Raw genomic sequence first — 22,099 nt, 5'->3', positions numbered from 1 at the left:
GCCGGCTGAATTTCTCCCTTCATATGATGGCAGCCGCTATCAGAGCTCCCTCTGAAACCATGCTGCCAAAATAGAAACGGAGAACCCCATGTTCAACTTCTTCAAGACGCGAGCCGACCTGCCGGTCATGGATGCCTCGCCCGATAAAATCCGCTCGATTTACCGCAAGTACCAGTGGCAGGTCTTCCTGGGGCTGGTACTGGGCTATGCCATGTTCTATGTCGTGCGCATGAGCCTCAACGTGGTCAAGAAACCCATGCTGGACTCCGGCGTGGTGACCCTGGAGGAGCTGGGGGTGATCGGCTCCGCCTTCCTGTTCACCTACGCCGTCGGCAAGTTCTCCAACGGCTTCCTCTCCGACTACGCCAACATAGGCCGCTTCATGTCGGTCTCGCTGGGGCTCTCGTCCATCTGCACCATCCTGATGGGCATGAACACCGCCACCTTCTTCCTGGTGCTGATGTGGGGCCTGAACGGCTGGTTCCAGTCCGTCGGCTCCGCCCCCTCCTGCGTCTCCATCTTCCAGTGGTTCTCCCCCAAGCAGCGGGGTTCGGTCTACTCGGTCTGGGGTGGCTCGCGCAACATAGGGGAAGGCATCTCCTGGATCCTGACCGCCACCATCGTCAGCTACTTCGGCTGGAAGGCCGGCTTCATCGGCGCCGGCATCGCCTCCCTGATCGCCGCCCTGTGCATGTATCTGGTACTGAAGGATCGGCCGCAGACCTATGCCCTGCCGGAGCCGGCCGTCGCCTTTGGTGAAGCCCCCGAGATCGCCAAGAAGGTGGATCCGGCCGAAATCCGCCGTGCCCAGCTGTTCGTGCTCAAGCAGCCCGTCGTCTGGCTCATCGCCGCCGCCTGCGCCTGCATGTACATGTCCCGCTACGCCATGAGCTCCTGGGCCGTGCTCTACCTGCAGGAGCAGAAGGGCTACAGCCTGATCGACGCCGGTTTCGCCATGTCGGCCTACCCCATCGCCGGCTTCCTTGGCGCCATCCTGGCCGGGATCATCTCCGACAAGCTGTTCAACGCCAACCGCCACATCCCCACCCTGCTGTACGGGTTGGCCAACGTGGCCGGCATGTGCCTGATGTTCTGGGGCCCGCAGAGCCGCATGATGGATGCCGTCGCGCTGGCCCTGATCGGCTACGCCATCGGTGGTCTGGTGGTGTTCCTGGCCGGCCTGACCGCCTGCGACCTGATGCCCAAGACGGCAGTCGGTGCCGTGAAAGGCTTCATCGGTCTCTGCTCCTACATCGCCGCCTCCATCCAGGAGCTGGTCTCCGCCGCTCTGATCAAGACCAGCGAGATCGACGGCGTGACCCACTATGACTTCAGCAGTGCCCAGTACTTCTGGCTCGGTGCCTCCGTGGTCTCCATGCTGCTCGCCATGACGGTGTGGAACGCCAAAAAAGTCGTCAACTACTGATCCCCGTTCACCGGGACACCCCAAAAAAACAATGCCAGTCAGTTGATGCTGACTGGCATTGGCAATCCGGGGTTACTTTCTTCGAAAGCGCTGGTTGTCGCCCCCATGGCACTGCCAGAGGATCAGGGGAGTGCCATTGACACTGCCATCCTTGGATACATCCAGACAGAGGTGGCTGCTGCGGCTGACCAGCCGATCCCGCTCCCAGCGCCACTGCTGATTGCTGCCGCCATGACAATCCCAGGCGATCACCCTGGCCCCGGTGTCGCGATCGCCGCCGGCCACATCCAGGCACTTGCCACCGACCTTCACCGCCTTGCCATCCAGACGAAAGCGCTGGTTCTCTCCGCCGTTGCAGTCCCAAAGCTGCAACTGGTTGCCATTGCGCACGCCACCGGCAATGTCGAGGCATTTGCCATTGGCTGCCAGCAACTGCCCCCCCGACTCCTCTCGCTTGCGGGCTTCCTTCTTCTCCTGCTTGTGGTCGTAGTAGGCGGCAGCGCCTATGGCACCGATCACCACGGCCCCCAGCAGAAAATCCGAAGAGTCCAGACTCTGGCACCCTCCCAGCGAAAGTGAGAGACAGGCGGCAATCAAAGGAGATGGACGCATCACTCAATCCCCCCGACCAGGAAGCTCTGATTGGCACCACCATAGCACTCTGCCAAACGCAAGGGCGTATTCGGGGTGTGACGCCGCCCCGCGACATCCAGACAACGGGAGGCCTTGTTGTTGAACAGCTTGTCCTCCCGCCACACCCACTGGGCATGACCATCGCAGGGAGCCAGGATCAGCTCATTGCCGCTTCTGGCCTGCAGGCATGTCTCCTGCATCTTCAGCTCTCCCAGCGCCCACTCAAACGGCCTGGTGTCTTTGGCACCGCACACCTGGGTGACGGCCTGCTGCCCGGCAACACCGACACAAAAGCCGTTGTAGGTCAGCAAGAGGGAGGAGGCAGACTCGCTCTGCGATTGAGAGACCATGGAGTTCATCACCTCATCCATCGGCGGCTTGAGGGTACAACCGCCCAGCAGCAGGACGGCCATGACTGCGGGTCTGCAGGAGAAAATCGAGATTTTGTTATTCATAAAAAAGCCTGAAAGAGGTCTGTGACATCCGGTCACCAAGGACTCCAGCTGGCAGGATAACTGAAGGGGGGACAAGACTGCCCGGATAGAGTGTAAACAAACGTTACAGCGACGCGGCAAGCCGGGATGATAGGCAAGGCTGAAAGCAAAAAACCCCGCCGAAGCGAGGTTTTTCAGAATGTGGTCGGTGATAAAGGATTCGAACCTTTGACCCTCTGGTCCCAAACCAGATGCGCTACCGGGCTGCGCTAATCACCGAGAATATTTTGATTCTACAAAAAACAAAGACGACCATGCGGTCATCCTCGTTATACAGCAAGTATGGTGCGAAGAGAGGGACTCGAACCCTCACACCCGGGGGGCACTAACACCTGAAGCTAGCGCGTCTACCAATTCCGCCACCTTCGCGTACCTGACAAGCTGTAAAATGGGGTGGCTGATGGGGCTCGAACCCACGACAACCGGAATCACAATCCGGGACTCTACCAACTGAGCTACAGCCACCACAGCTGTTTTCGTTCTTCAACTCGCCCGTTTAACCGGCGCACTTTTGATGGTGCGCCCGACAGGATTCGAACCTGTGACCTCTGCCTCCGGAGGGCAGCGCTCTATCCAGCTGAGCTACGGGCGCTACGCTGTCGAACGGGGCGCAATATTAATGATGAGGACCCACCTTGTCTACCCTTTTTTTATCAAGCCGAATCAACCGCTTGTTTTTCCATCGTTTCTGGCTTTTTTTAAGCGATTTTGTGTTATTCAGACCGGTTCCGGCCCCTCCCCGCTACTTTTGACCCCACCCCATCTTGCTGACAGCGATGGGCAAAACTTGACTTGCCTCAAAGCCTCCCTAGAATGAATGAACGTTCATTCAGTCGTTGTGATCATCCAATCATGAACAAGAAAGAACGCATTTTCGATGCGGCTCATGAAGTACTCGGCGAACAGGGTTTCCACGGCCTCTCCATTGCCGTGGTGGCCAAGAAAGCCAGGGTGGCGGCAGGCACCATCTATCGCTATTTCAGCGACAAGGATGACCTGATCCGTCAACTCTATCGGCACACCATCCTCCAGTGTCATCCCCTGGTCATGGAAGGCGTGCAGACAGAGGAGGTATCGTTCGAACAATTTCGGCGGCTGTGGCTCAACATCCACGCCATCTTTGTCGACGAACCGAACGCGCTCAAATGCAAATTGCAGTATGAAACATCCCCGCTGGGAGCTGAGCTGGAGCAGGACCCGGTCATCCAGGCCGCCTGGGCCCCGCTGGATCGCTTCTACGAACGGGGGATAGAACAGGGCCTGTTTATCGACCTGCCCGTTCGGGTACTGCAGGTGCTGAGCCTGGACTGTGTGGCAAATCTGGCGTTGCAAAGCCAGGTGCACCAATTCGAACTGACGCAAGAGCAGCTGGAAGCCGTGATCCGGGCCAGCTGGCGAGCCATTTTGACCCCTTAAACATTGCACTCATATCTCAGGAGCGAGAGTTCATGAAAAAGTGGATGAGCATCATGTTGCTCATCGCGCTGGCCCTGTTCGGCAGCGTGATTGGCTTCAACCTGTTCAAGCAAAAGATGATAGCCAACTACATGGCCAACATGCCGGAGCCCGAGTTCCCGGTCACCACCCACAAGGTGGAGACCCGTGACTGGGTACCGACCATCGAGGCGATCGGCTTCATCGAACCCAATCAGGGGGTGACCCTGTCGACCGAGCAGTCCGGTACCATCGACAGCATCGCCTTCGAATCCGGCGCCACCGTCAAGCTGGACCAGCTGCTGCTGAGCCTGGACGCCAGCGTCGAGAAGGCCAACCTGCGCGCCTCCATGGCCAAGCTGCCGGCGGCCAAGGCCAAGTACGAACGCTACCAGAACCTGTTTACCAAGGGTTCCATCTCCCGCGACCAGCTGGATGATGCCGAGGCGACCTATCGCTCCCTCGAGGCCGACATCGAGAGCCTGAAATCGACCATCGCACGCCGCGAAGTGCGCGCACCGTTTGCCGGCGTGGTCGGCCTGCGCAACGTCTTCCTCGGCCAGTACCTGCAGCCGGGTACCGACATAGTGCGGCTGGAAGACACCAGCGTGATGCGTCTGCGCTTCACCGTGCCGCAGACCGACATCTCCCGCATCAGCCTGAATCAGGAGATCCGGATCAACGTGGATGCCTACCCGAACCGCCAGTTCAAGGGTCACATCAGCGCCATCGAGCCGGCCGTCAACTACCAGAGCGGCCTGATCCAGGTGCAGGCGAACATCCCCAACAACGACGGCCTGCTGCGCTCCGGCATGTTTGCCCGCGCCAGCATCCTGCTGCCGGCCCAGAAGGACCAGATAGTGCTGCCGCAGACCGCCATCACCTTCACCCTGTACGGCGAGAACGTCTACCTGGTCAAGGAGCAGGACGGCGTGAAGCGCGTCGAGCAGGTGGTGGTCAAGGTGAGCGAGCGCAAGGGCAACGATGCCCACGTGGTCTCCGGCATCAAGGCGGGTGACGAAGTGGTCATGTCCGGCCAGGTACGCCTGAGCAACGGCGCCAAGGTAAAAATCGTGCAGGACCAGGGTCTGAAGGTTCCTGACCAGGCTCCCATGCTGTAAAACGCGGAGAGACAGATGCGCTTTACCGACATATTCATCAAACGGCCCATCCTGGCCATCTCGATCAGCTTCCTGATCGCGTTGCTGGGTTTGCAGGCCGTGTTCAAGATGCAGGTGCGGGAATACCCCGAGATGACCAACACGGTCGTCACGGTCAGCACCAGCTATTACGGCGCGAGTGCCGACCTGATCCAGGGCTTCATCACCCAGCCGCTGGAACAGGCCATCGCCCAGGCGGACAACATCGATTTCATGACGTCGTCCACCCAGCTCGGCAGCTCCACCATCACCGCTTACATGAAGCTCAACACCGATCCCAACGCCGCCCTGTCCGACATTCTGGCCAAGGTCAACTCGGTGCGATCCCAGCTGCCCAAGGAGTCGGAAGACCCATCGGTCACCATGTCCACCGGCTCCACCACGGCGGTGCTCTACATCGGCTTCACCAGCCCAGAGCTCAACGCCAGCCAGATCACCGACTACCTGGAGCGGGTCATCAAACCCCAGCTCTTCACCGTCGGCGGCGTCTCCAAGGTCGACATGTACGGCGGTACCAAGTACGCCCTGCGGGTATGGCTGGATCCGGCCAAGATGGCGGCGTTCAACCTGACCGCCGCGGACGTGATGAACGTGCTCAACAGCAACAACTATCAGTCCGCCACCGGCCAGGCCACCGGCTACTTCACCCTCTACAACGGCAACGCCGAGACCCAGGTCAACACCACCGAGGAGCTCGAGCGCCTGGTGGTCTCCACCCGTGACGGCAAGGTGATCCGCCTGGCCGACATCGCCAAGGTGACCCTGGAGAAGAGCCACGACACCTATCGCGCCACCGCCAACGGCCGCGAGGCCGTGGTACTGGCCATCAACGCGGCACCGACCGCCAACCCGATCAACATCGCCCACGACGTGCTGGCGATGCTGCCGAGCCTGAAGAGCAACATGCCGAGCACCATGGAGGCCAACGTCCTCTATGACTCCACCGTGGCCATCAACGAATCGATCCACGAGGTGATCAAGACCATCGCCGAGGCAGCCGCCATCGTGCTGGTGGTGATCACCCTGTTCCTCGGCTCGTTCCGCGCGGTCATCATCCCGATTATCACCATCCCGCTCAGTCTGATCGGCGTGGTGATGGTGATGCAGATGTTCGGCTTCTCCATCAACCTGATGACCCTGCTGGCCATGGTGCTGGCCATCGGCCTGGTGGTGGATGACGCCATCGTGGTGCTGGAGAACGTGGATCGTCACGTCAAGGAGGGGGAAGATCCGTTCCGTGCCGCCATCATAGGCACCCGCGAGATCGCCGTGCCGGTCATCGCCATGACAGTCACCCTGGCCGCCGTGTACGCACCGATCGCCCTGATGGGGGGCATCACCGGCTCCCTGTTCAAGGAGTTCGCGCTGACCCTGGCGGGCGCCGTGTTTGTCTCCGGCATCATAGCCCTGACTCTGTCGCCCATGATGTGCGCCAAGATGCTCAAGGCCAACGAGGAGCCGGGCAAGTTCGAAAGCACGGTACACCACCTGCTCGAACGCATGACGGTGCGTTACGACGCCATGCTGCACGCCGTGATGCAAAAGCGCATCGTGGTGGTGCTGTTCGCCGTTATCGTGTTCGCCAGCCTGCCGATGCTGTTCAAGTTCATCCCGAGCGAGCTCGCGCCGAACGAGGACAAGGGCGTCATGGCCGTGCTGGGGACCGCCCCCTCCAACGTCAACCTGGACTACATCCAGGGGACCATGGAGCAGGTGAACAAGGTGCTGGACTCCCAGCCGGAAGTGGCCTTCTCTCAGGTCTTCTCCGGGGTGTTCAACGCCAACCAGGCGTTCGGTATCGCCTCCATGGTGCCGTGGAGCCAGCGTGAAGCGAGCCAGAAAGAGGTGCTGGACCGGGTGGCCGGGCTGGTGAAAGACGTGCCCGGCATGTCCATCACCACCTTCCAGTTCCCGGAACTGCCGGGCGCCTCGAGCGGCCTGCCGGTGCAGTTCGTCATCACCACGCCGAACAACTTCGAGAGCCTCTATCAGGTGGCCAGCGAGATCCTGACCGCAGCCCAGGGGAGCGGACGCTTCGTCTACTCCGAGCTGGACCTGCAGTACGACTCCGCCACCATGAAGATCAAGATCGACAAGGACAAGGCGGGTGCCTACGGCATCACCATGCAGGACATCGGCATCACCCTGGGCACCATGATGTCGGACGGTTACGTCAACCGCATCGACCTGGATGGCCGCTCCTACGAGGTGATCCCGCAAGTCGAACGCAAATACCGTCTCAACCCCGAGTCGATCAAGGGCTACTACGTACGGGCGGCCGATGGCAAATCCATCCCGCTCGGCAGCCTGATCAGCATCGAGGTGATCGGTGAACCGCGCTCCCTGCCCCACTTCAACCAGCTCAACTCCGCCACCATAGGTGCCGTGCTGATGCCTGGCACCACCATGGGTGACGCCATCAACTGGCTCAACACCACGGCGGACGAGAAGCTGCCGCAGGGCTACCGTTACGACTTCATGGGCGAAGCCCGCCAGTTCGTGACCGAGGGCAGCGCCCTGTACGCCACCTTCGGTCTGGCGCTGGCCATCATCTTCCTGGTGCTGGCGATCCAGTTCGAGTCGGCCCGTGACCCGCTGGTGATCATGGTCTCCGTGCCGCTGGCCATCAGCGGGGCGCTGATCGCCCTGGCCTGGGGTGCCGCCACCATGAACATCTACTCCCAGGTGGGTCTGATCACCCTGGTCGGCCTGATTACCAAGCACGGCATCCTGATCTGTGAAGTGGCGAAGGAGGAGCAGCTGCTGCACGGCCGCAACCGGATAGAAGCCGTCATGACCGCCGCCAAGGTGCGTCTGCGACCCATCCTGATGACCACGGCCGCCATGATCGCCGGTCTCATCCCGCTGCTCTATGCCACGGGGGCCGGGGCTGCCCAGCGCTTCAGCATCGGCATCGTGATCGTGGCCGGTCTGGCCATAGGTACCGTGTTCACCCTATTCGTACTGCCGGTGATCTACACCTACCTGGCCTCCGAACACAAACCGCTGCCGGTATTTGATGAATCCATTCCGCCCAAGGCGAAAGGGAGTCATTAAAAACCTTTTTGAATCAACAAGGCCCCGTTTCGGGGCCTTGTTTTTATCACGCGAACGAAACACGACATAAGTGCATGAAGCAGTTAAACTAAATGGCAATATATCCAGACCGCAAGGACGCCATGTCAGGACTCTTCTCCAAGACCGCTAGGGCCGTCGGCCGTAACGGACTCTCATACCGCCTGCTCTCCTACATTCTGGTGTGCAGTACCGTATTGGCGATGATCATTACGGTGTTGCAGCTTGCCTGGGATTACCGCAAGGACGTGGCCGTCATCGAGGACAGCATCGGCCAGATCGAGGCCTCCTTCCTGCAGCCCATCGCCGCCAGCCTGTGGAACCTGGATGAAGAGCAGGTGAAGGTGCAGATCGAGGGCATCATGAACCTGCCCAACATGCAGTTCGTGATGGTGAAAGAGATGCTCGGCAACTCGGAAGTGCCGCTGCTGACCCAGGGGGTGGAGCGGGAAAGTTACGACATCTCCCGCGAGTTCAACCTCACCTATCAGGGCGAGGTGGTGGGCAAGCTGTTCGTCGCCGCTTCGCTGGAGCAGATCTACCAGCGCCTCATCGAAAAATCCGTGCTCATCATGGTCAGCCAGACCATCAAGACCCTGGTGGTCTCGTTTTGCATCCTGATCATCATTTATTACCTGGTGGTGCGTCACCTCAACCGCATCGCCCACTACGCCCAGAAGTTGAATCTGGACCGGCTCACCAACGAGCTGACTCTGGAGGGGCGCACACTGCCCCGCAAGAAACCCGACGAGCTCGACACCCTGGTCGCCACCCTCAACCAGATGCGCACCCGGCTGCTCGACGAATTTGCGGCGCGCCATCAGGCCGCCGAACAGCTGCAGCAGGAGCGGGACTTCTCCGCCACCCTGATCAACTCAGCCAACATGGTCATCTGCTGCATGGAGCCGGACCTCAACATCGCCAGCATCAACCCGGCGGCCATACTGCTGACCGGCTACCACCAGCAGGAGATACTGCAGCACAACTGGCTGGATCTGTTCGTCAGCAAGGAGCAGCGCGACCAGCTGGCGGCCACCCTGGCCGATCACGGCTCCATCGAAGACAAAGAAGTCATGATGCATGACCAGCAGGGCCACGAGCTGGTGCTGCAGTGGACCTTCGCCCCCTTCTATGAAGGGCCCAACCTCAAATACCTGATCGGCTTCGGCTACGACATCACCCGCCTGAAGAAGGTGGAGCGGGAGATCATCCAGCTCAACGAACAGCTGGAGGGCAAGGTGGTGGAGCGTACCCGCAGCCTGAGCGATGCCAACGACCAGCTGGGCAAGGCCTACGACGATCTGAAACAGGCCCAGCAGACCCTGGTGGAGTCGGAGAAGATGGCTTCCCTCGGTTCCCTAGTGGCCGGCGTGGCCCACGAGATCAACACCCCCATCGGCATCAGCGTGACCGCCTCCTCCTACCTGCAGGAGCGGGTGGCTGACTTCAAGCAACACATCGAATCCAAGCAGCTGTCGCGCTCCTATCTCACCGAATTCACCGTCAATCTGGATGAATCCATGCAGCTGCTGCAGGGCAACCTGCGCCGCGCCTCCGAGCTCATCGCCAGCTTCAAGCAGGTGGCGGTGGACCAGTCGTCCGAGGCACGCTACAACTTCAGCCTCGCCGACAACCTGCATCAGGTGGTGGTCTCCCTCGGTCACAAGCTGAAGAAGGCCCAGTGCGAGGTGGATATCCAGTGCGATCCCAAGCTGTCGATCTTCTCCTTCCCCGGCAGCTTCACCCAGATCTATTCGAACCTGATCCTCAACTCCATCAACCACGGTTTCGACAACTGGGACAAACCCAAGAAGATCACCATCAAGGTAGAGCAACAGGGTGAAGAGCTGCTGATCGACTACAGCGACAACGGCCGCGGCATCCCGCCCGAAATCTTGCCGCGCATCTTCGATCCCTTTGTCACCTCCAAGCGGGGTCAGGGCGGCAGCGGGCTCGGCACCCACATCATCTACAACCTGGTGGTGCAGCTGCTGCGTGGTCGCATCAACTGCATCAGCGAACCGGAGCAAGGCGCCCAGTTCCATATTCGCCTGCCGATCCAACATAACTGAGTGCTGGCTCTTGTGAGCCAGCCGCTTTATCCCCATCATGCTGTGATTGCATTCTTAATGAGCGGAGAACCTCGCAATGGCACAGCATTTTGACTATATCGCCATCGGCGGCGGCAGCGGCGGCATCGCCTCGGCCAACCGGGCTGCCATGTACGGTAAGAAAGTTGCCCTGATTGAAGCCAAAGAGTTGGGTGGAACCTGCGTCAACGTCGGCTGCGTGCCGAAGAAGGCCATGTGGTATGCCGGCCAGATCGCCGATGCCCTGAAATATGGCGCCGACTACGGCTTCGACACCACTCTCAACCACTTCAGCTGGGCCAAGCTGGTCGAGTCCCGCCAGGCCTATATCGGCCGCATTCATCAGTCCTACCAGAACGTGCTGGGCAAGAACCAGATCACTGTCATCAAGGGCTTCGCCCGCTTCGTCAGCAGCAACACCATCGAGGTGAACGGCGAGCAGTACAGCGCCGATCACATACTGATCGCCACCGGCGGTCGCCCCGAAGTGCCGGCCATTCCGGGTGCCGAGCTGGGCATCGACTCCGACGGTTTCTTCGAGTTGCAAGAACAGCCCAAGCGGGTTGCGGTGGTGGGTGCCGGTTATATCGCGGTGGAGATCGCCGGCGTGATGCAGGCGCTCGGCTCCGAAACCCACCTGGTGGTGCGCAAGCACGCGCCGCTGCGCAACTTCGATCCCATGATCCACGAGACTCTGGTGGAAATCATGGCGCAGGAAGGACCCAAGCTGCACACCCACGCCATTCCGAAAGCCGTGGTCAAGAACGCCGATGAGAGCCTGACTCTGCAGCTGGAAGATGGTCGCCACCTCACCGTCGACTGCCTGATCTGGGCCATCGGCCGCGTCCCAGCCACCGACAACCTCAACCTGGCCGCCACCGGTATCACGCTCGACGAGAAGGGCTTTATCCCCACCGACAAGTTCCAGAATACCACCATCGCCAACCTCTATGCCGTCGGTGACAACACCGGCCGCATCCAGCTCACCCCGGTAGCCGTCGCGGCGGGCCGCCGTCTCTCCGAGCGGCTGTTCAACAACAAGCCCAATGAGCACCTCAACTACGATCTGGTGCCGACCGTGGTATTCAGCCACCCACCCATCGGCACCATAGGGCTGACCGAGCCGGAAGCCGTCGCCGAATACGGTGAAGATCAGGTCAAGGTCTACCGCAGCCAGTTCACCGCCATGTACTCGGCGCTGACCCAGCATCGCCAGCCCACCCGGATGAAGCTGGTCTGTGTCGGCCCCGAGGAGAAGGTGGTCGGCCTGCACGGCATCGGCTTCGCCATGGACGAAATCCTGCAGGGCTTCGGCGTCGCCATGAAGATGGGTGCCACCAAGGCGGACTTCGACAACTGCGTTGCCATTCACCCCACCAGCGCGGAAGAGTTTGTGACAATGCGCTAACCGCATCTCAAGGTCTCAGCGACTTGCTACCAAACCCGGCTCAGGCCGGGTTTTTCGATCTTTCCCCTCCCCCAAATCGCGCCCACACCTGCTTTTTTACGCCGATTTTACGCCTGCCAAATCCGGCTTTATGGCGCCTTTACGCCGGTTATTCCTACCATTTGGTCGTCAATTACACCAATGGAGTCGATATGAATTGGCTATATCTGCTGCTGGTCCTCGCCCTCGCGGGCTATCTGCTGCGCGCCCTCGCGCGCACCCATGAGTGAGGAACCGGATATGTGGCAAGAGATCATCTATCCCGTCGCGTTCGTACTGCTGGTGCTGCTGCCGGCGCCTCTGCTTGGCAACTACCTGTATCGGGTATTTGAGGGCAAGAGTCGCTGGCTGGCTCCCGTCGAGCGCGCCACCCTGGCCTGCTGCGGCACGGACGGGCGCGAGCAGGACTGGAAGTCCTACGCCCTCAGCCTGCTGGCCTTCAATGGCGCCGGCTTTGGCCTGCTGTTTCTGATCCTGATGGCTCAGGGGCTGCTGCCCCTCAACCCGCAACAGCTGCCCGGGCTGAACTGGCAACTCGCCTTCAACACCGCGGTCAGCTTCATGACCAATACCAACTGGCAGGCCTACTCCGGCGAGGCCAGCCTCTCCTACTTCAGCCAGATGGTGGGGCTGACCACCCAGAACTTCGTCTCGGCCGCCACCGGCGCCGCCGTCGCCATCGCCCTGTTCCGCGGCATCGCCCGCCAGCAGACCACCCACCTCGGCAACTTCTGGCAGGATCTGGTGCGCTTCTGTCTCTACGTGCTGCTGCCGATGGCGCTGATCCTGGCGCTGCTGCTGGTCTGGCAGGGGGTACCCCAGAGCCTGTCGGCCTACCTGCCGTTCCACGCGCTGGAAGGCCAGGAGCAGCTGTTGCCGCTCGGCCCGGCGGCCTCACAGATCGCCATCAAGCAGCTCGGTTCCAACGGCGGTGGCTTCTTCGGCGTCAACTCGGCCCATCCGTTCGAGAACCCGACCGCCCTCTCCAACTGGCTGGAGATGGTCGCCCTGCTGACGCTGGCCGCCGCCATGGTCTGCACCCTGGGTCGCTACGTGAAGGACCTGGCCCACAGCCGCGCCATCCTTGTCGCCATGACCCTGATGATGGTGATCGGGCTCTTCGTCTCCATCACCCAGGAGCTGAAACCGGACCCAGCCCTCGCCCAGCTCACCACTGACGCCAGCAGCATGGCAGGAAACTGGGAAGGCAAGGAGAGCCGCTTCGGCCCCCTGCTCTCCAGCATCTGGGAAGTGGCGACCACCAGCGCCTCCAACGGCTCGGTCAACGCCATGCACGACAGCTTCACACCTCTCGGCGGCATGGTCGGCATGATCAACATGCTGCTCGGCGAGGTCATCTTCGGCGGGGTCGGCTCCGGCATCTACGGCATGATGCTGTTCGTGTTGCTGACCGTGTTCCTGTGCGGCCTGATGGTGGGGCGTACCCCGACCTATCTGGGCAAGCGGCTCGGCATCACCGAGATGAAATGGGTGGTCGCCAGCATGCTGGTGATGCCGGTCGGGGTATTGGTGATCGGCGGCATTACCCTGCTGATGCCGGACTCCGCCACCGTCATCGGTCACGACGGCCCCCACGGCCTGTCCCGACTGATCTATGCCTACGCCTCGGCCGCCGGCAACAACGGCTCCGCCTTCGCCGGCCTGGCCGCCGCCGACAGCTGGCAGTGCATCGCCATCGGGCTGGCCATGCTGCTCGGCCGCTTCGGCTACATCATTCCGGTGCTGGCCATCGCCGGCCAGCTGGCCCGCGCCCCGCGCCAGGAGCGAAGCGAAGGGGACTTCCCCGTCAGCGGCCCGCTCTTCATAACCCTGCTGATCGTCACCGTGCTGCTGATGGGGGGCCTCTCCTTCCTGCCGGTGCTGGCGCTGGGTCCGGTGGCGGAACACCTGAGCCTGCTGGGAGGTGCCTTCTGATGCTGCACACCTCACTGATCGCCGTGGTCAACTATTCGATGCTGGGAGCTTTCCAATGAGCAAGTCCGCTTCAATGAGCACCGACACCCTCAAGGTGAAGGGCAAGAAACAGAAATCACAGATCATGCAGGCCATGGTGGAAGCCCTCTATCGCTTCAACCCCAGGGCGCTGCTCGGCAGCCCCATCCTGTTCACCCTCTGGCTGGCGGCCGTGATGGCCAGCGTGGAATCCCTGCTGGGACAACCTGTCTCCGGCGTTGCCCCTTCGCTGGCCTGGCAGCTGACCGCCTGGCTCTGGCTCACCCTCTGGTTTGCCAACTTCGCCGAGACCCTGGCCGAGGGGCGCGGCAAGGCGCGGGCTGACAGCCTGAAGGCGGGCATGAGCCAGCTCAGGGCGCGTCGGGTCACCCATCCGCAGGATGACAAGGGGGAATGGGTGCCGGCCACCAGCCTGCGCAAGGGCGATCTGGTGCTGGTGCGCAGCGGCGAGATGATCCCCGCCGACGGCGAAGTGGTCGCCGGCATCGCCTCGGTCAACGAGGCCGCCATCACGGGTGAATCCGCCCCCGTCATCCGCGAGTCGGGCACCGATCGCAGCGGCGTGACCGGCAACACTACCGTCGTCTCCGACGAGATCTGGGTGCGCATCAGCAACAATCCGGGTGAAAGCACCCTGGATCGCATGATTGCGCTGGTGGAAGGGGCCAAGCGCCAGAAGACCCCCAACGAGATGGCGCTGGACGCCCTGCTGGTGGGGCTGACCCTGATCTTCCTGCTGGTGGTGGCCACCCTGCCCTGGTTCCTCGACTACAACGGCACCCAGGTGCCCCGGCTCTACCTGCTGGCCCTGTTCATCACCCTGATCCCGACCACCATCGGCGGTCTGCTCTCCGCCATCGGCATCGCCGGCATGGACCGGCTGGTGAAGCTCAACGTCATCGCCAAGTCGGGCCGGGCGGTGGAGGCTGCCGGCGACGTGCGCACCCTGCTGCTGGACAAGACCGGCACCATCACCTTCGGCAACCGGATGGCGGACGAGCTGATCCCGGCCCCCGGTATCGATCCGGCCCTGCTGGCCCAGGCCGCCATGCTGGCCTCGCTCGGTGACAACACGCCGGAGGGCAAGTCCATCCTGACCCTGGCTGGCAAGAGCCACACCAGACCGAGCCAGCTGGAGAGCGATATCCTCATCCCCTTCAGCGCCGAGACCCGGCTGAGCGGGCTGGACCGCAACGGTCATCAATATCGCAAGGGAGCAGTGGACGCCGTGCTGCGCTACCTCTCCCTCGATCGCAAGGCGGTGCCCGAGCCCATCCTCAAGTCGGTCGACAGCATAGCTCGCCAGGGCGGCACACCGCTGCTGGTCTGCACCCACGAGAAGCTGCTGGGGGTGGTGTTCCTCAAGGACATCATCAAGCCGGGCATCAAGGCTCGCTTCCAGATCCTGCGCCACATGGGGATCCGCACCGTGATGATCACCGGTGACAACCCGCTGACCGCCGCAGCCATCGCCGCCGAGGCCGGGGTGGACGACTTCATCGCCGAGGCGACACCGGAGAAGAAGCTGGCCTACATCCGCCAGGAGCAGGCCGACGGCCGGCTGGTGGCCATGTGCGGGGACGGCGCCAACGACGCACCGGCACTGGCCCAGGCCGACGTGGGGCTGGCCATGAACGAGGGCACCCAGGCCGCCAAGGAGGCGGGCAACCTGGTGGATCTCGACTCCAACCCCACCAAGTTGCTGGACGTGGTGCTGGTGGGCAAGCAGCTGCTGGTAACCCGTGGCGCCCTGACCACCTTCTCCATCGCCAACGACGTGGCCAAGTACTTCGCCATTCTGCCGGCCCTGTTCATCGCCGCCTATCCACAGCTGGGGGCGCTGAACCTGATGCAGCTGGGCAGCCCCGAGAGCGCCATCCTGTCGGCCATCATCTTCAACGCCCTGACCATAGTGGCGCTGGTGCCGCTGGCCCTGCGCGGGGTCAGCCTGCAGGGCACGGCGGCCAGCCTGCTGCGTCGCAACCTGCTGCTCTACGGCGTTGGCGGTCTGATAGTGCCCTTCATCGGTATCAAGTTGATCGACCTGGTTATCACCGGCCTGGGGCTGGTGTAACGGCATTACCGGATGCGGGGCAGACCCGCATCCAACCAACGTATTTGGAGCAAGAGAATCATGATAGCAATCAGAACCCTGCTGACCCTGACCCTGCTGCTGGGAGTGGCTTATCCGCTGGCCGTCACCGGGCTGGCCCAGCTTGTTTTCCCCTGGCAGGCCAACGGCAGCCAGCTCACCAACGACAAGCAGCAGGTGGTCGGCAGCGCCCTGCTGGCCCAGAAGTTCGAGCGGGCCGACTACTTCCACTCCCGCCCCTCCGCCAGCGACTTCGCCACCATAGGTGGCGGCGCCAGCAACCTGGGGATGAGCTCGCCGCTGCGGGCCGAGTTTGCCGCAGCGGCAGCCAGGGCGCAGCCGGAAGCCAGGGTCCCCGCCCTGCTGACCCGCTCCGCCTCCGGCCTCGATCCCCATCTGCCGCTCGATGCGGTGCTGGCTCAGGTGGATCGGGTCGCCGGGCAACGGGGGCTGGATCCCGTTCGGCTGACGGAGCAGGTCAAGTCGGCGGCACAAGCTGGTATCCTTGGCCCGCAGGTGGTCAACATTCTCCAGTTGAACCTGCAACTCGATCATCAAAAGGGCGCCTGAGGGCGCTCCTTGCCGTTCGGGAAGGCTCCCTTTCGACAACGGGGACAAGCATGAGCAATGAGGTCACGGCCGCGGTTCGGCCGATGCAACGGGAGCGCGGGGATGCGTGATGAAGTGAGGGCGGACGCCCTGCTGGCGAGCCTGGAACAGGAGCACAGGGGCAAGCTGAAGGTGTTTCTCGGCGCCGCCCCCGGCGTGGGCAAGACCTACGCCATGCTGCAGGCGGTGCGGGAACAGGCCAAAGAGGGGGTCGACATCCTGATCGGGGTGGTGGAGACCCACGGCCGCCAGGAGACCCTGGCCCTGCTCGACAAGCTCGCCATCCAGCCGCGCAAGCTGCACCTGCACCGCCAGCAGCGGTTGGAGGAGATGGATCTGGACGGCCTGCTGACCCGCAAACCCGCCATCGCCGTGGTGGACGAGCTGGCCCACAGCAACGCCCCTGGCAGCCGCCACGAGAAGCGCTGGCAGGATGTGGAGGAGCTGCTCGGCGCCGGTATCGACGTCTACACCACCCTCAACGTGCAGCACCTGGAGAGCCTCAATGATCTGGTGTGGCAGCTGACCGGGGTAAGGGTCAAGGAGACCCTGCCCGATCAGGTGCTGCTGGAAGCCGACAGCCTGGTGCTGATCGACCTCCCCCCCAAGGAGCTGCTCGGCCGCCTCAAGGAGGGCAAGGTCTATGTGCCCCACCAGGCCAAGGCCGCCCTGCAGTCCTTCTTCTCCCTCAACAACCTGACCGCCCTGCGGGAGCTGGCGATGCAGACCGCCGCCAGCCACGTGGAGGGGGATCTGCAACTGCAGTGGCAGGCCGCCGGCAAGACCACACTGCCGCTGAGAGGCAAGCTGATGGTCTGCCTCGGCGACGAGCACGGCGCCGCCCTGGTGCGCTACGGCCACCGCTTCGCCCAGCGCCGCCAGCTGCCCTGGCTGGTGGTGCACGTCGACAGCAAGGGGCAGCGTTCCGCCGAGCAGGAGCAGGCGCTGGCGCTCGCCTCCCAGCTGGGTGCCAAGGTGCTGACCCTCTCCAGCCCGGCGGTGGCCGATGCCCTGCTGGAGACGGCCGAACAGCAGCAGGTGTCGCAACTGCTGCTGGGCAAGCCCCACAAGGCGCCGTGGCGCCGCTCGCTGGTGCAGCATCTGCTCAGGCAGGCACAGGGGCTCGAGATCACCCTGGTGGACACAGAGAAGCGCAAACCCGGCCTGAACTGGCAACCGCTTCACCCCAAGGACATTCGCCAGAGCCTGCTGGCGGTGGTCATCATGGGGACCACCTCGGCCGCCGTCTGGGGGCTATCCCACTGGCTGCCGCCCGCCTCCCTGCCCATGCTGTTCGTGCTGGGGGTACTGGCCACCGCGCTCACCACCAGCCTGGTGCCCGCCATCCTGGCCGCCGTGCTGGGCTTCGTCGGCCACAACCTGCTGTTCACCGTCCCCTACTTCTCCCTCAGCGTGGCCAGCCACAGCGACCTGCTCACCCTGTTCGTGCTGCTCATCGTCGGCATCACGGCCGGACGGCTCGCCTCCCGTCAGCGCCAGCAGCTGGTCGGCCTGCGCGAGACCCAGCAGCTGGGCAACGCCCTGCTCTCCCTGAGCCAGGGGCTGGCCACCGCCAGCAGCCCGGTCGAGGTGCTCAGGCAAGGGAGCCAGGCCATCTCGCTGGCACTGGGTCAGCCGGTGTTTGCCCTCGATCGGCACTACCAGTACTGGGCCGGCTCGACCGAGCACAAACCGGGACAGACCGACAAGGCGGCCATCGACTGGTGTCTGGCCCAGAAACAGAGCGCCGGCGCCCACACCGCCACCCTCAACGCGGCCGAGGCCCAGTACCATCACCTCAGCGATGACCTGGTGCTGGGCATACTGCTGGCCAATCCGCTCGCCTCCTCGGCCGAGCATCAGCTGCAGGCGCTGCTCACCGATATCCGCGCCGCCCTGGCCCGGATCGACCTCAACGAGCGGCTGGCCGACAGCCAGCTGCAGGCAGAGACCGACCGGATGCGCGCCGCCCTGCTCTCTTCTGTCTCCCACGATTTGAAGACACCGCTCGCCACCATCATAGGTGCCGGCAGCACCCTGCTGGAATATGGTGACCGGATCAGCAGCGAAGACCGCAGCGAGCTGTTGCACTCGGTGCAGGAGGAGGCGCGCCGCCTGCACAGCTATGTGCAGAACCTGCTGGACATGACCCGCATCGGCTCACCTGACTTCCAGCTGAAACGGGACTGGGTCGATCTGGCGGATCTGGTGGAGAATGCCCGCCGCCGGCTCGACTCCTCCTGGCGCCAGCACAAGCTGCTGGTGCACTTCGATCAGCAGATACCCCGTCTCTATGTGCACGGCGCCCTGATCGAGCAGGTGCTGGTCAATATCCTCGACAACGCCTCCCGCTACTCGCCGGCCGGCACCCCCATCGAGTTCAAGGTGATGCTGGCGGACCCCGACCTCATCATCGACATCATAGATATCGGGGTCGGCATCGCCGAGTCTGACCGGGACAAGATCTTCAACCTCTTCTACACCCAGCCGGTCGGTGATTGCGGCAGCCGCGGTACCGGGCTTGGCCTCGCCATTTCCCGCGCTATGATAGAGGTCCATGGGGGCCGCATCTGGGCCTTTTCCGGCCCCAACGGCAACGGTACCTGCATGCGCATCTCCCTGCCGCTGGCCCTCAATGCTCCGGCGGCCTGATGGTCGCCGCCCTTTTTCATCAGCGAGCTGGAGGTTGAATGGCTCACATACTGGTCATCGACGACGAGGCGGCCATCCGCCGTTTTTTGCGGATCAGCCTGATCGCCGAAGGTCATCAGGTCAGCGAGGCCGTTGGCGTCAACGAGGGGCTAGCGCAGTATCGCCACCTCAACCCCGACCTGGTGATCCTGGATCTGGGCCTGCCGGATGGGGATGGTCTTCAGGTGTTGCAGGCCATTCGCGAGCACCATCAGCATCCGGTACTGGTGCTGTCGGCGCGGGACTCGGAGCAGGAGAAGGTGCGCCTGCTGGATGCCGGAGCCAATGACTACATGAGCAAGCCGTTCGGCGTCGGTGAAATGATGGCCCGTATCCGGGTGCTGCTGCGCCAGCGGGCCGGGGTCAGCAGCGGTGAGTGCCGCCACTTCCCCCAATGCGGGCTGACCCTGGACAGCAGCAGCCACAGGGTCACCCTGGGGGAGGAAGAGGTGGCCCTTTCCCGCAAGGAGTTCGCCCTGCTGCAGGCGCTGGTGTGCCACCCCGGCAAGCTGGTGCTGCAGACCCAGCTGCTCAACGACATCTGGGGGCCGAGCCACAAGGAGGACACCCACTACCTGCGCATCGTCATCGCCAGCCTGCGCAAGAAGCTGGGGGATAACCCTCAAGACCCCGCCCTTATCGAGACCGAATCCGGCATCGGCTACCGCTTTATCGGCAGCTGATGTTTCACGTGGAACGACGCCAGCAACAACACAGGGCCAACAGACCGCAGCCACCGAGCAGCAGACCGAGATCCTGCAAGCTGGCTGCAACCGCCAACCCCAGGCTGAGCAGCAGGTAGTAACCGAGCCCGAACAGGGCGCCAGCACTGCCCGCCACCTCTCGATAGGCCAGCAGCGCCTGGCTCAGCACATTGGGGATCGCCAGCCCGAATGCCACTACCACTCCCGTCATGGGCAGCAGAAACCAGAGCGACGCCTGGCTGGCCCACACCAGCCAACCCGAGCCCAGTGCCAACAAGGCGGCAAGCCGGATCAGCGAGGCAGGCGACCAGCCAAGTCCCAACAGACGCTTGTTGACCAGACTCCCCCCCAGGGTCGACAGTGCCAGCACGACACCGGAGTAACCAAACTCGCCCGCGCTCAACCCCAGCCCGGCAAACAGAAACGGCGCCAGACTGTAGTAGCCGAACAGCATGGTGTTGAACAGCGCCACCAGAGCTGCGCTGCGCCACAAGCCGCTATCACGCACCATCCGGCATACCAGCGGCCAGAGTGCCACTCGCTGGGTGGTGATCGGCCGGGTTTCCGGCAACTGCCGGCAGGCAATCAGCAACAAGCCGATTGCCAGTGCCAGCAGGGCGCCAAATACCCCGAGATAACCAAAACCATCGGCCAGCAGGCCGCCGCTCACCAGCCCCAGCACTGGGCTGAGGGAGAGCGCTATGCCCATCACCGAGAAGACCCGCGCCAGATCGCTGCCCTGATAGCTGTCGCGCAGCATGGTCTGGGTCACTACTGAGCCCACGGCGGCACCGAAGGCCGCAATGACCCGGGCCAGCAGCAGGGTTTCAAATTGAGTGGCCAGCAACGCCAGCAGGGTGCCGGCGCCATAGGTCAGCAACCCCGCCAGCATGGCTGGGCGCCGACCGATGAGATCGCACAACCGACCCCAGCAAACCACGCCCGCCGCAAACGCCAGAAAATAGACCGACAGGGTCTGGGATGCCTGCCCCTCACTCACCCGAAACTCAGTGGCGATATGGGTCAGTACCGGGCTGTAGATGGTCTCCACTATCTGGGGAAACATCATCAGCCCGACCACCAGCCAGAGCGGTGGCAACTTGTTGTTCATGACAAACCTCCTTCACTAGAGGCCGTCATTCTAGAGTGACGCCAATTGTCCGATTACAATAAGCAAGACTATAAACATCAATAATCGGACACATGGCCTTTATTCTTCCCGATCACCCTTTTGATCCTGACCAGCACGACGGCAGTGCCATCGGTATCGCCGCCGCCCTCGGCTGGCACGACTCTGGCCGCCACCAGCACAGGCGCCATCAGCTGCTGTTCGCCCAGGCCGGCTGCATGACCATAGAGCTGGACGATCAGGTCTGCCTGCTGCCGCCGACGCGGGCCGCCTGGTTGCCGGCGGGTCTGCCCCATCGGGTGCTGATGCGCGGGGTGGTGGCCTATCGCTCCCTCTACTTCCAGCCGGAGCCCGGCTTGCCAGCCGAGATGGCGGTGCTGGCGGTCAACCCGCTGCTGCGGGAGATCATCGAACGGATGGCGCTCTGGCCGTGGGACAAGCCGGAGACAGAGCAGACCTGCACGCTGGCATTATTGAAAGAGGAGCTGGCGCAAGCGCCGCGGGAATCCTGGCAGTTGCCGCTGCCGTCAGACGTGCGTCTGGCCGGCTGGCTGCAGGAGGTGAAGCAGGGTGACGCCCTGCCCGATCGGCTCAACCGGCTGGCCGAACGGGTGAGTGCCAGTGACAAGACCATAGGCCGCATCTTCATGCGGGAGACCGGCATGAGCTACCAGGCCTGGCGTCAGCAGTGGCGACTGCTGCGGGCGCTGGAGCTGCTGGCAGAAGCCGAGCCCATCAGTCGGGTGGCGGCTGCGCTGGAGTTCGCCAGCGACAGCGCCTTCATCGCCTTCTTCAGGCAACATACGGGGCAGACCCCCTTGCGCTATCTCAACTCTCGGGGTGAGTCGCATCGGCCGAGCTCGCCTCCACCACCAGGGTATCCAGCGCCAGCGGCTTGAGGTTGTGGATCGCCTCCTCCACCACGGCATGGGAGGCCTGCTGCTGCTGGGCCAATATTTCCTGCTCCAGCTTGACGCTGTCCAGTTCGGGTCTGGGGTATTCGTCGGCCATGACGTTCAGGCTCAGGCTGCTGGCAATCAAGGTTGCGATCAGGATTTTCATCTGGTGTGCTCCGGTGTGGTTGAGATGACCAGATAACTATTCCAATTGTCGTGCCACATCTATAACAACATGATTTTAT

General features: G+C 62.7%; 17 protein-coding genes and 4 tRNA genes. 13 read left to right on the top strand and 8 right to left on the bottom strand.

Features of this window, described 5'->3' with window-relative positions; genetic code table 11:
• Nucleotides 1–88: 88 nt before the first annotated feature.
• Nucleotides 89–1,426, top strand: a complete 1,338-nt coding sequence (locus AB5Y95_RS11670) for an MFS transporter (RefSeq protein ID WP_054543771.1) — start codon at nt 89–91, stop codon at nt 1,424–1,426.
• 72 nt (nt 1,427–1,498) lie between these two features.
• On the opposite strand, the gene AB5Y95_RS11665 is transcribed toward AB5Y95_RS11670, so the two are convergent.
• From AB5Y95_RS11665 to AB5Y95_RS11640, 6 genes are all read right to left on the bottom strand, one after another.
• On the bottom strand, nt 1,499–2,023 hold the full coding sequence (locus tag AB5Y95_RS11665; protein WP_368161156.1) for a lectin: 525 nt from the start codon (nt 2,021–2,023) through the stop codon (nt 1,499–1,501).
• A 14-nt stretch (nt 2,024–2,037) separates the two neighbouring features.
• A complete protein-coding gene (locus tag AB5Y95_RS11660; protein WP_368161127.1) occupies nt 2,038–2,472 on the bottom strand; it encodes a ricin-type beta-trefoil lectin domain protein in 435 nt (144 codons plus the stop codon).
• A 223-nt stretch (nt 2,473–2,695) separates the two neighbouring features.
• Nucleotides 2,696–2,772, bottom strand: a tRNA-Pro gene (locus AB5Y95_RS11655).
• Between the two features lie 64 nt (nt 2,773–2,836).
• Nucleotides 2,837–2,922: transfer RNA gene (locus AB5Y95_RS11650), tRNA-Leu, on the bottom strand.
• 20 nt (nt 2,923–2,942) lie between these two features.
• Nucleotides 2,943–3,018 (bottom strand) — tRNA-His (locus AB5Y95_RS11645).
• A gap of 50 nt (nt 3,019–3,068) precedes the next feature.
• Nucleotides 3,069–3,145: transfer RNA gene (locus tag AB5Y95_RS11640), tRNA-Arg, on the bottom strand.
• 260 nt (nt 3,146–3,405) lie between these two features.
• On the opposite strand from AB5Y95_RS11640, the gene AB5Y95_RS11635 reads away from it, so the two are divergent.
• From AB5Y95_RS11635 to AB5Y95_RS11585, 11 genes are all read left to right on the top strand, one after another.
• Complete coding sequence (locus tag AB5Y95_RS11635; protein WP_019839352.1) at nt 3,406–3,969, top strand: TetR/AcrR family transcriptional regulator; 564 nt, start codon at nt 3,406–3,408, stop codon at nt 3,967–3,969.
• 32 nt (nt 3,970–4,001) lie between these two features.
• On the top strand, nt 4,002–5,108 hold the full coding sequence (locus AB5Y95_RS11630) for an efflux RND transporter periplasmic adaptor subunit (RefSeq protein ID WP_226014189.1): 1,107 nt from the start codon (nt 4,002–4,004) through the stop codon (nt 5,106–5,108).
• 15 nt (nt 5,109–5,123) lie between these two features.
• On the top strand, nt 5,124–8,204 hold the full coding sequence (locus AB5Y95_RS11625) for a multidrug efflux RND transporter permease subunit (protein WP_010635626.1): 3,081 nt from the start codon (nt 5,124–5,126) through the stop codon (nt 8,202–8,204).
• Between the two features lie 122 nt (nt 8,205–8,326).
• Nucleotides 8,327–10,294, top strand: coding sequence for an ATP-binding protein (locus tag AB5Y95_RS11620; protein WP_368161125.1), 1,968 nt, complete (start codon nt 8,327–8,329; stop codon nt 10,292–10,294).
• A gap of 76 nt (nt 10,295–10,370) precedes the next feature.
• Entirely contained in the window at nt 10,371–11,720 is a 1,350-nt protein-coding gene (gorA, locus tag AB5Y95_RS11615) for a glutathione-disulfide reductase (RefSeq protein ID WP_368161123.1), read from the top strand.
• 23 nt (nt 11,721–11,743) lie between these two features.
• Nucleotides 11,744–11,989 (top strand): hypothetical protein, encoded by a 246-nt coding sequence (locus AB5Y95_RS11610; protein WP_368161121.1) that lies wholly within the window; start codon nt 11,744–11,746, stop codon nt 11,987–11,989.
• A 10-nt stretch (nt 11,990–11,999) separates the two neighbouring features.
• Nucleotides 12,000–13,694: a potassium-transporting ATPase subunit KdpA gene (gene kdpA / locus AB5Y95_RS11605; RefSeq protein ID WP_368161119.1), complete on the top strand. Its 1,695-nt coding sequence runs from the start codon at nt 12,000–12,002 to the stop codon at nt 13,692–13,694.
• Nucleotides 13,695–13,749: 55 nt separating this feature from the next.
• Nucleotides 13,750–15,807 (top strand): potassium-transporting ATPase subunit KdpB, encoded by a 2,058-nt coding sequence (kdpB, locus tag AB5Y95_RS11600; protein WP_368161117.1) that lies wholly within the window; start codon nt 13,750–13,752, stop codon nt 15,805–15,807.
• A gap of 60 nt (nt 15,808–15,867) precedes the next feature.
• Nucleotides 15,868–16,395 (top strand): potassium-transporting ATPase subunit C, encoded by a 528-nt coding sequence (locus tag AB5Y95_RS11595; RefSeq protein ID WP_017787852.1) that lies wholly within the window; start codon nt 15,868–15,870, stop codon nt 16,393–16,395.
• A 102-nt stretch (nt 16,396–16,497) separates the two neighbouring features.
• Nucleotides 16,498–19,086 (top strand): sensor histidine kinase KdpD, encoded by a 2,589-nt coding sequence (locus AB5Y95_RS11590; protein ID WP_201892930.1) that lies wholly within the window; start codon nt 16,498–16,500, stop codon nt 19,084–19,086.
• Nucleotides 19,087–19,124: 38 nt separating this feature from the next.
• Nucleotides 19,125–19,808 carry a response regulator gene (locus tag AB5Y95_RS11585; RefSeq protein WP_005307112.1) on the top strand — a complete coding sequence of 228 codons (684 nt, stop codon included), beginning with the start codon at nt 19,125–19,127 and terminating at the stop codon, nt 19,806–19,808.
• 4 nt (nt 19,809–19,812) lie between these two features.
• On the opposite strand, the gene AB5Y95_RS11580 is transcribed toward AB5Y95_RS11585, so the two are convergent.
• Nucleotides 19,813–20,940, bottom strand: a complete 1,128-nt coding sequence (locus AB5Y95_RS11580) for a multidrug effflux MFS transporter (protein WP_368161114.1) — start codon at nt 20,938–20,940, stop codon at nt 19,813–19,815.
• 92 nt (nt 20,941–21,032) lie between these two features.
• Here AB5Y95_RS11580 and AB5Y95_RS11575 point away from each other — a divergent pair, with 92 nt between their 5' ends.
• On the top strand, nt 21,033–21,857 hold the full coding sequence (locus AB5Y95_RS11575; RefSeq protein ID WP_368161112.1) for a helix-turn-helix transcriptional regulator: 825 nt from the start codon (nt 21,033–21,035) through the stop codon (nt 21,855–21,857).
• Here AB5Y95_RS11575 and AB5Y95_RS11570 read toward each other — a convergent pair.
• A complete protein-coding gene (locus AB5Y95_RS11570) occupies nt 21,787–22,020 on the bottom strand; it encodes a hypothetical protein (protein ID WP_080630621.1) in 234 nt (77 codons plus the stop codon). The two genes, AB5Y95_RS11575 and AB5Y95_RS11570, sit on opposite strands and share 71 nt — an antisense overlap.
• Nucleotides 22,021–22,099: the final 79 nt, after the last annotated feature.

Source organism: Aeromonas sp. R5-3, assembly GCF_040908225.1.
Classification (GTDB): domain Bacteria; phylum Pseudomonadota; class Gammaproteobacteria; order Enterobacterales; family Aeromonadaceae; genus Aeromonas; species Aeromonas dhakensis.
This window is presented reverse-complemented; position numbering and strand designations above follow the sequence as displayed.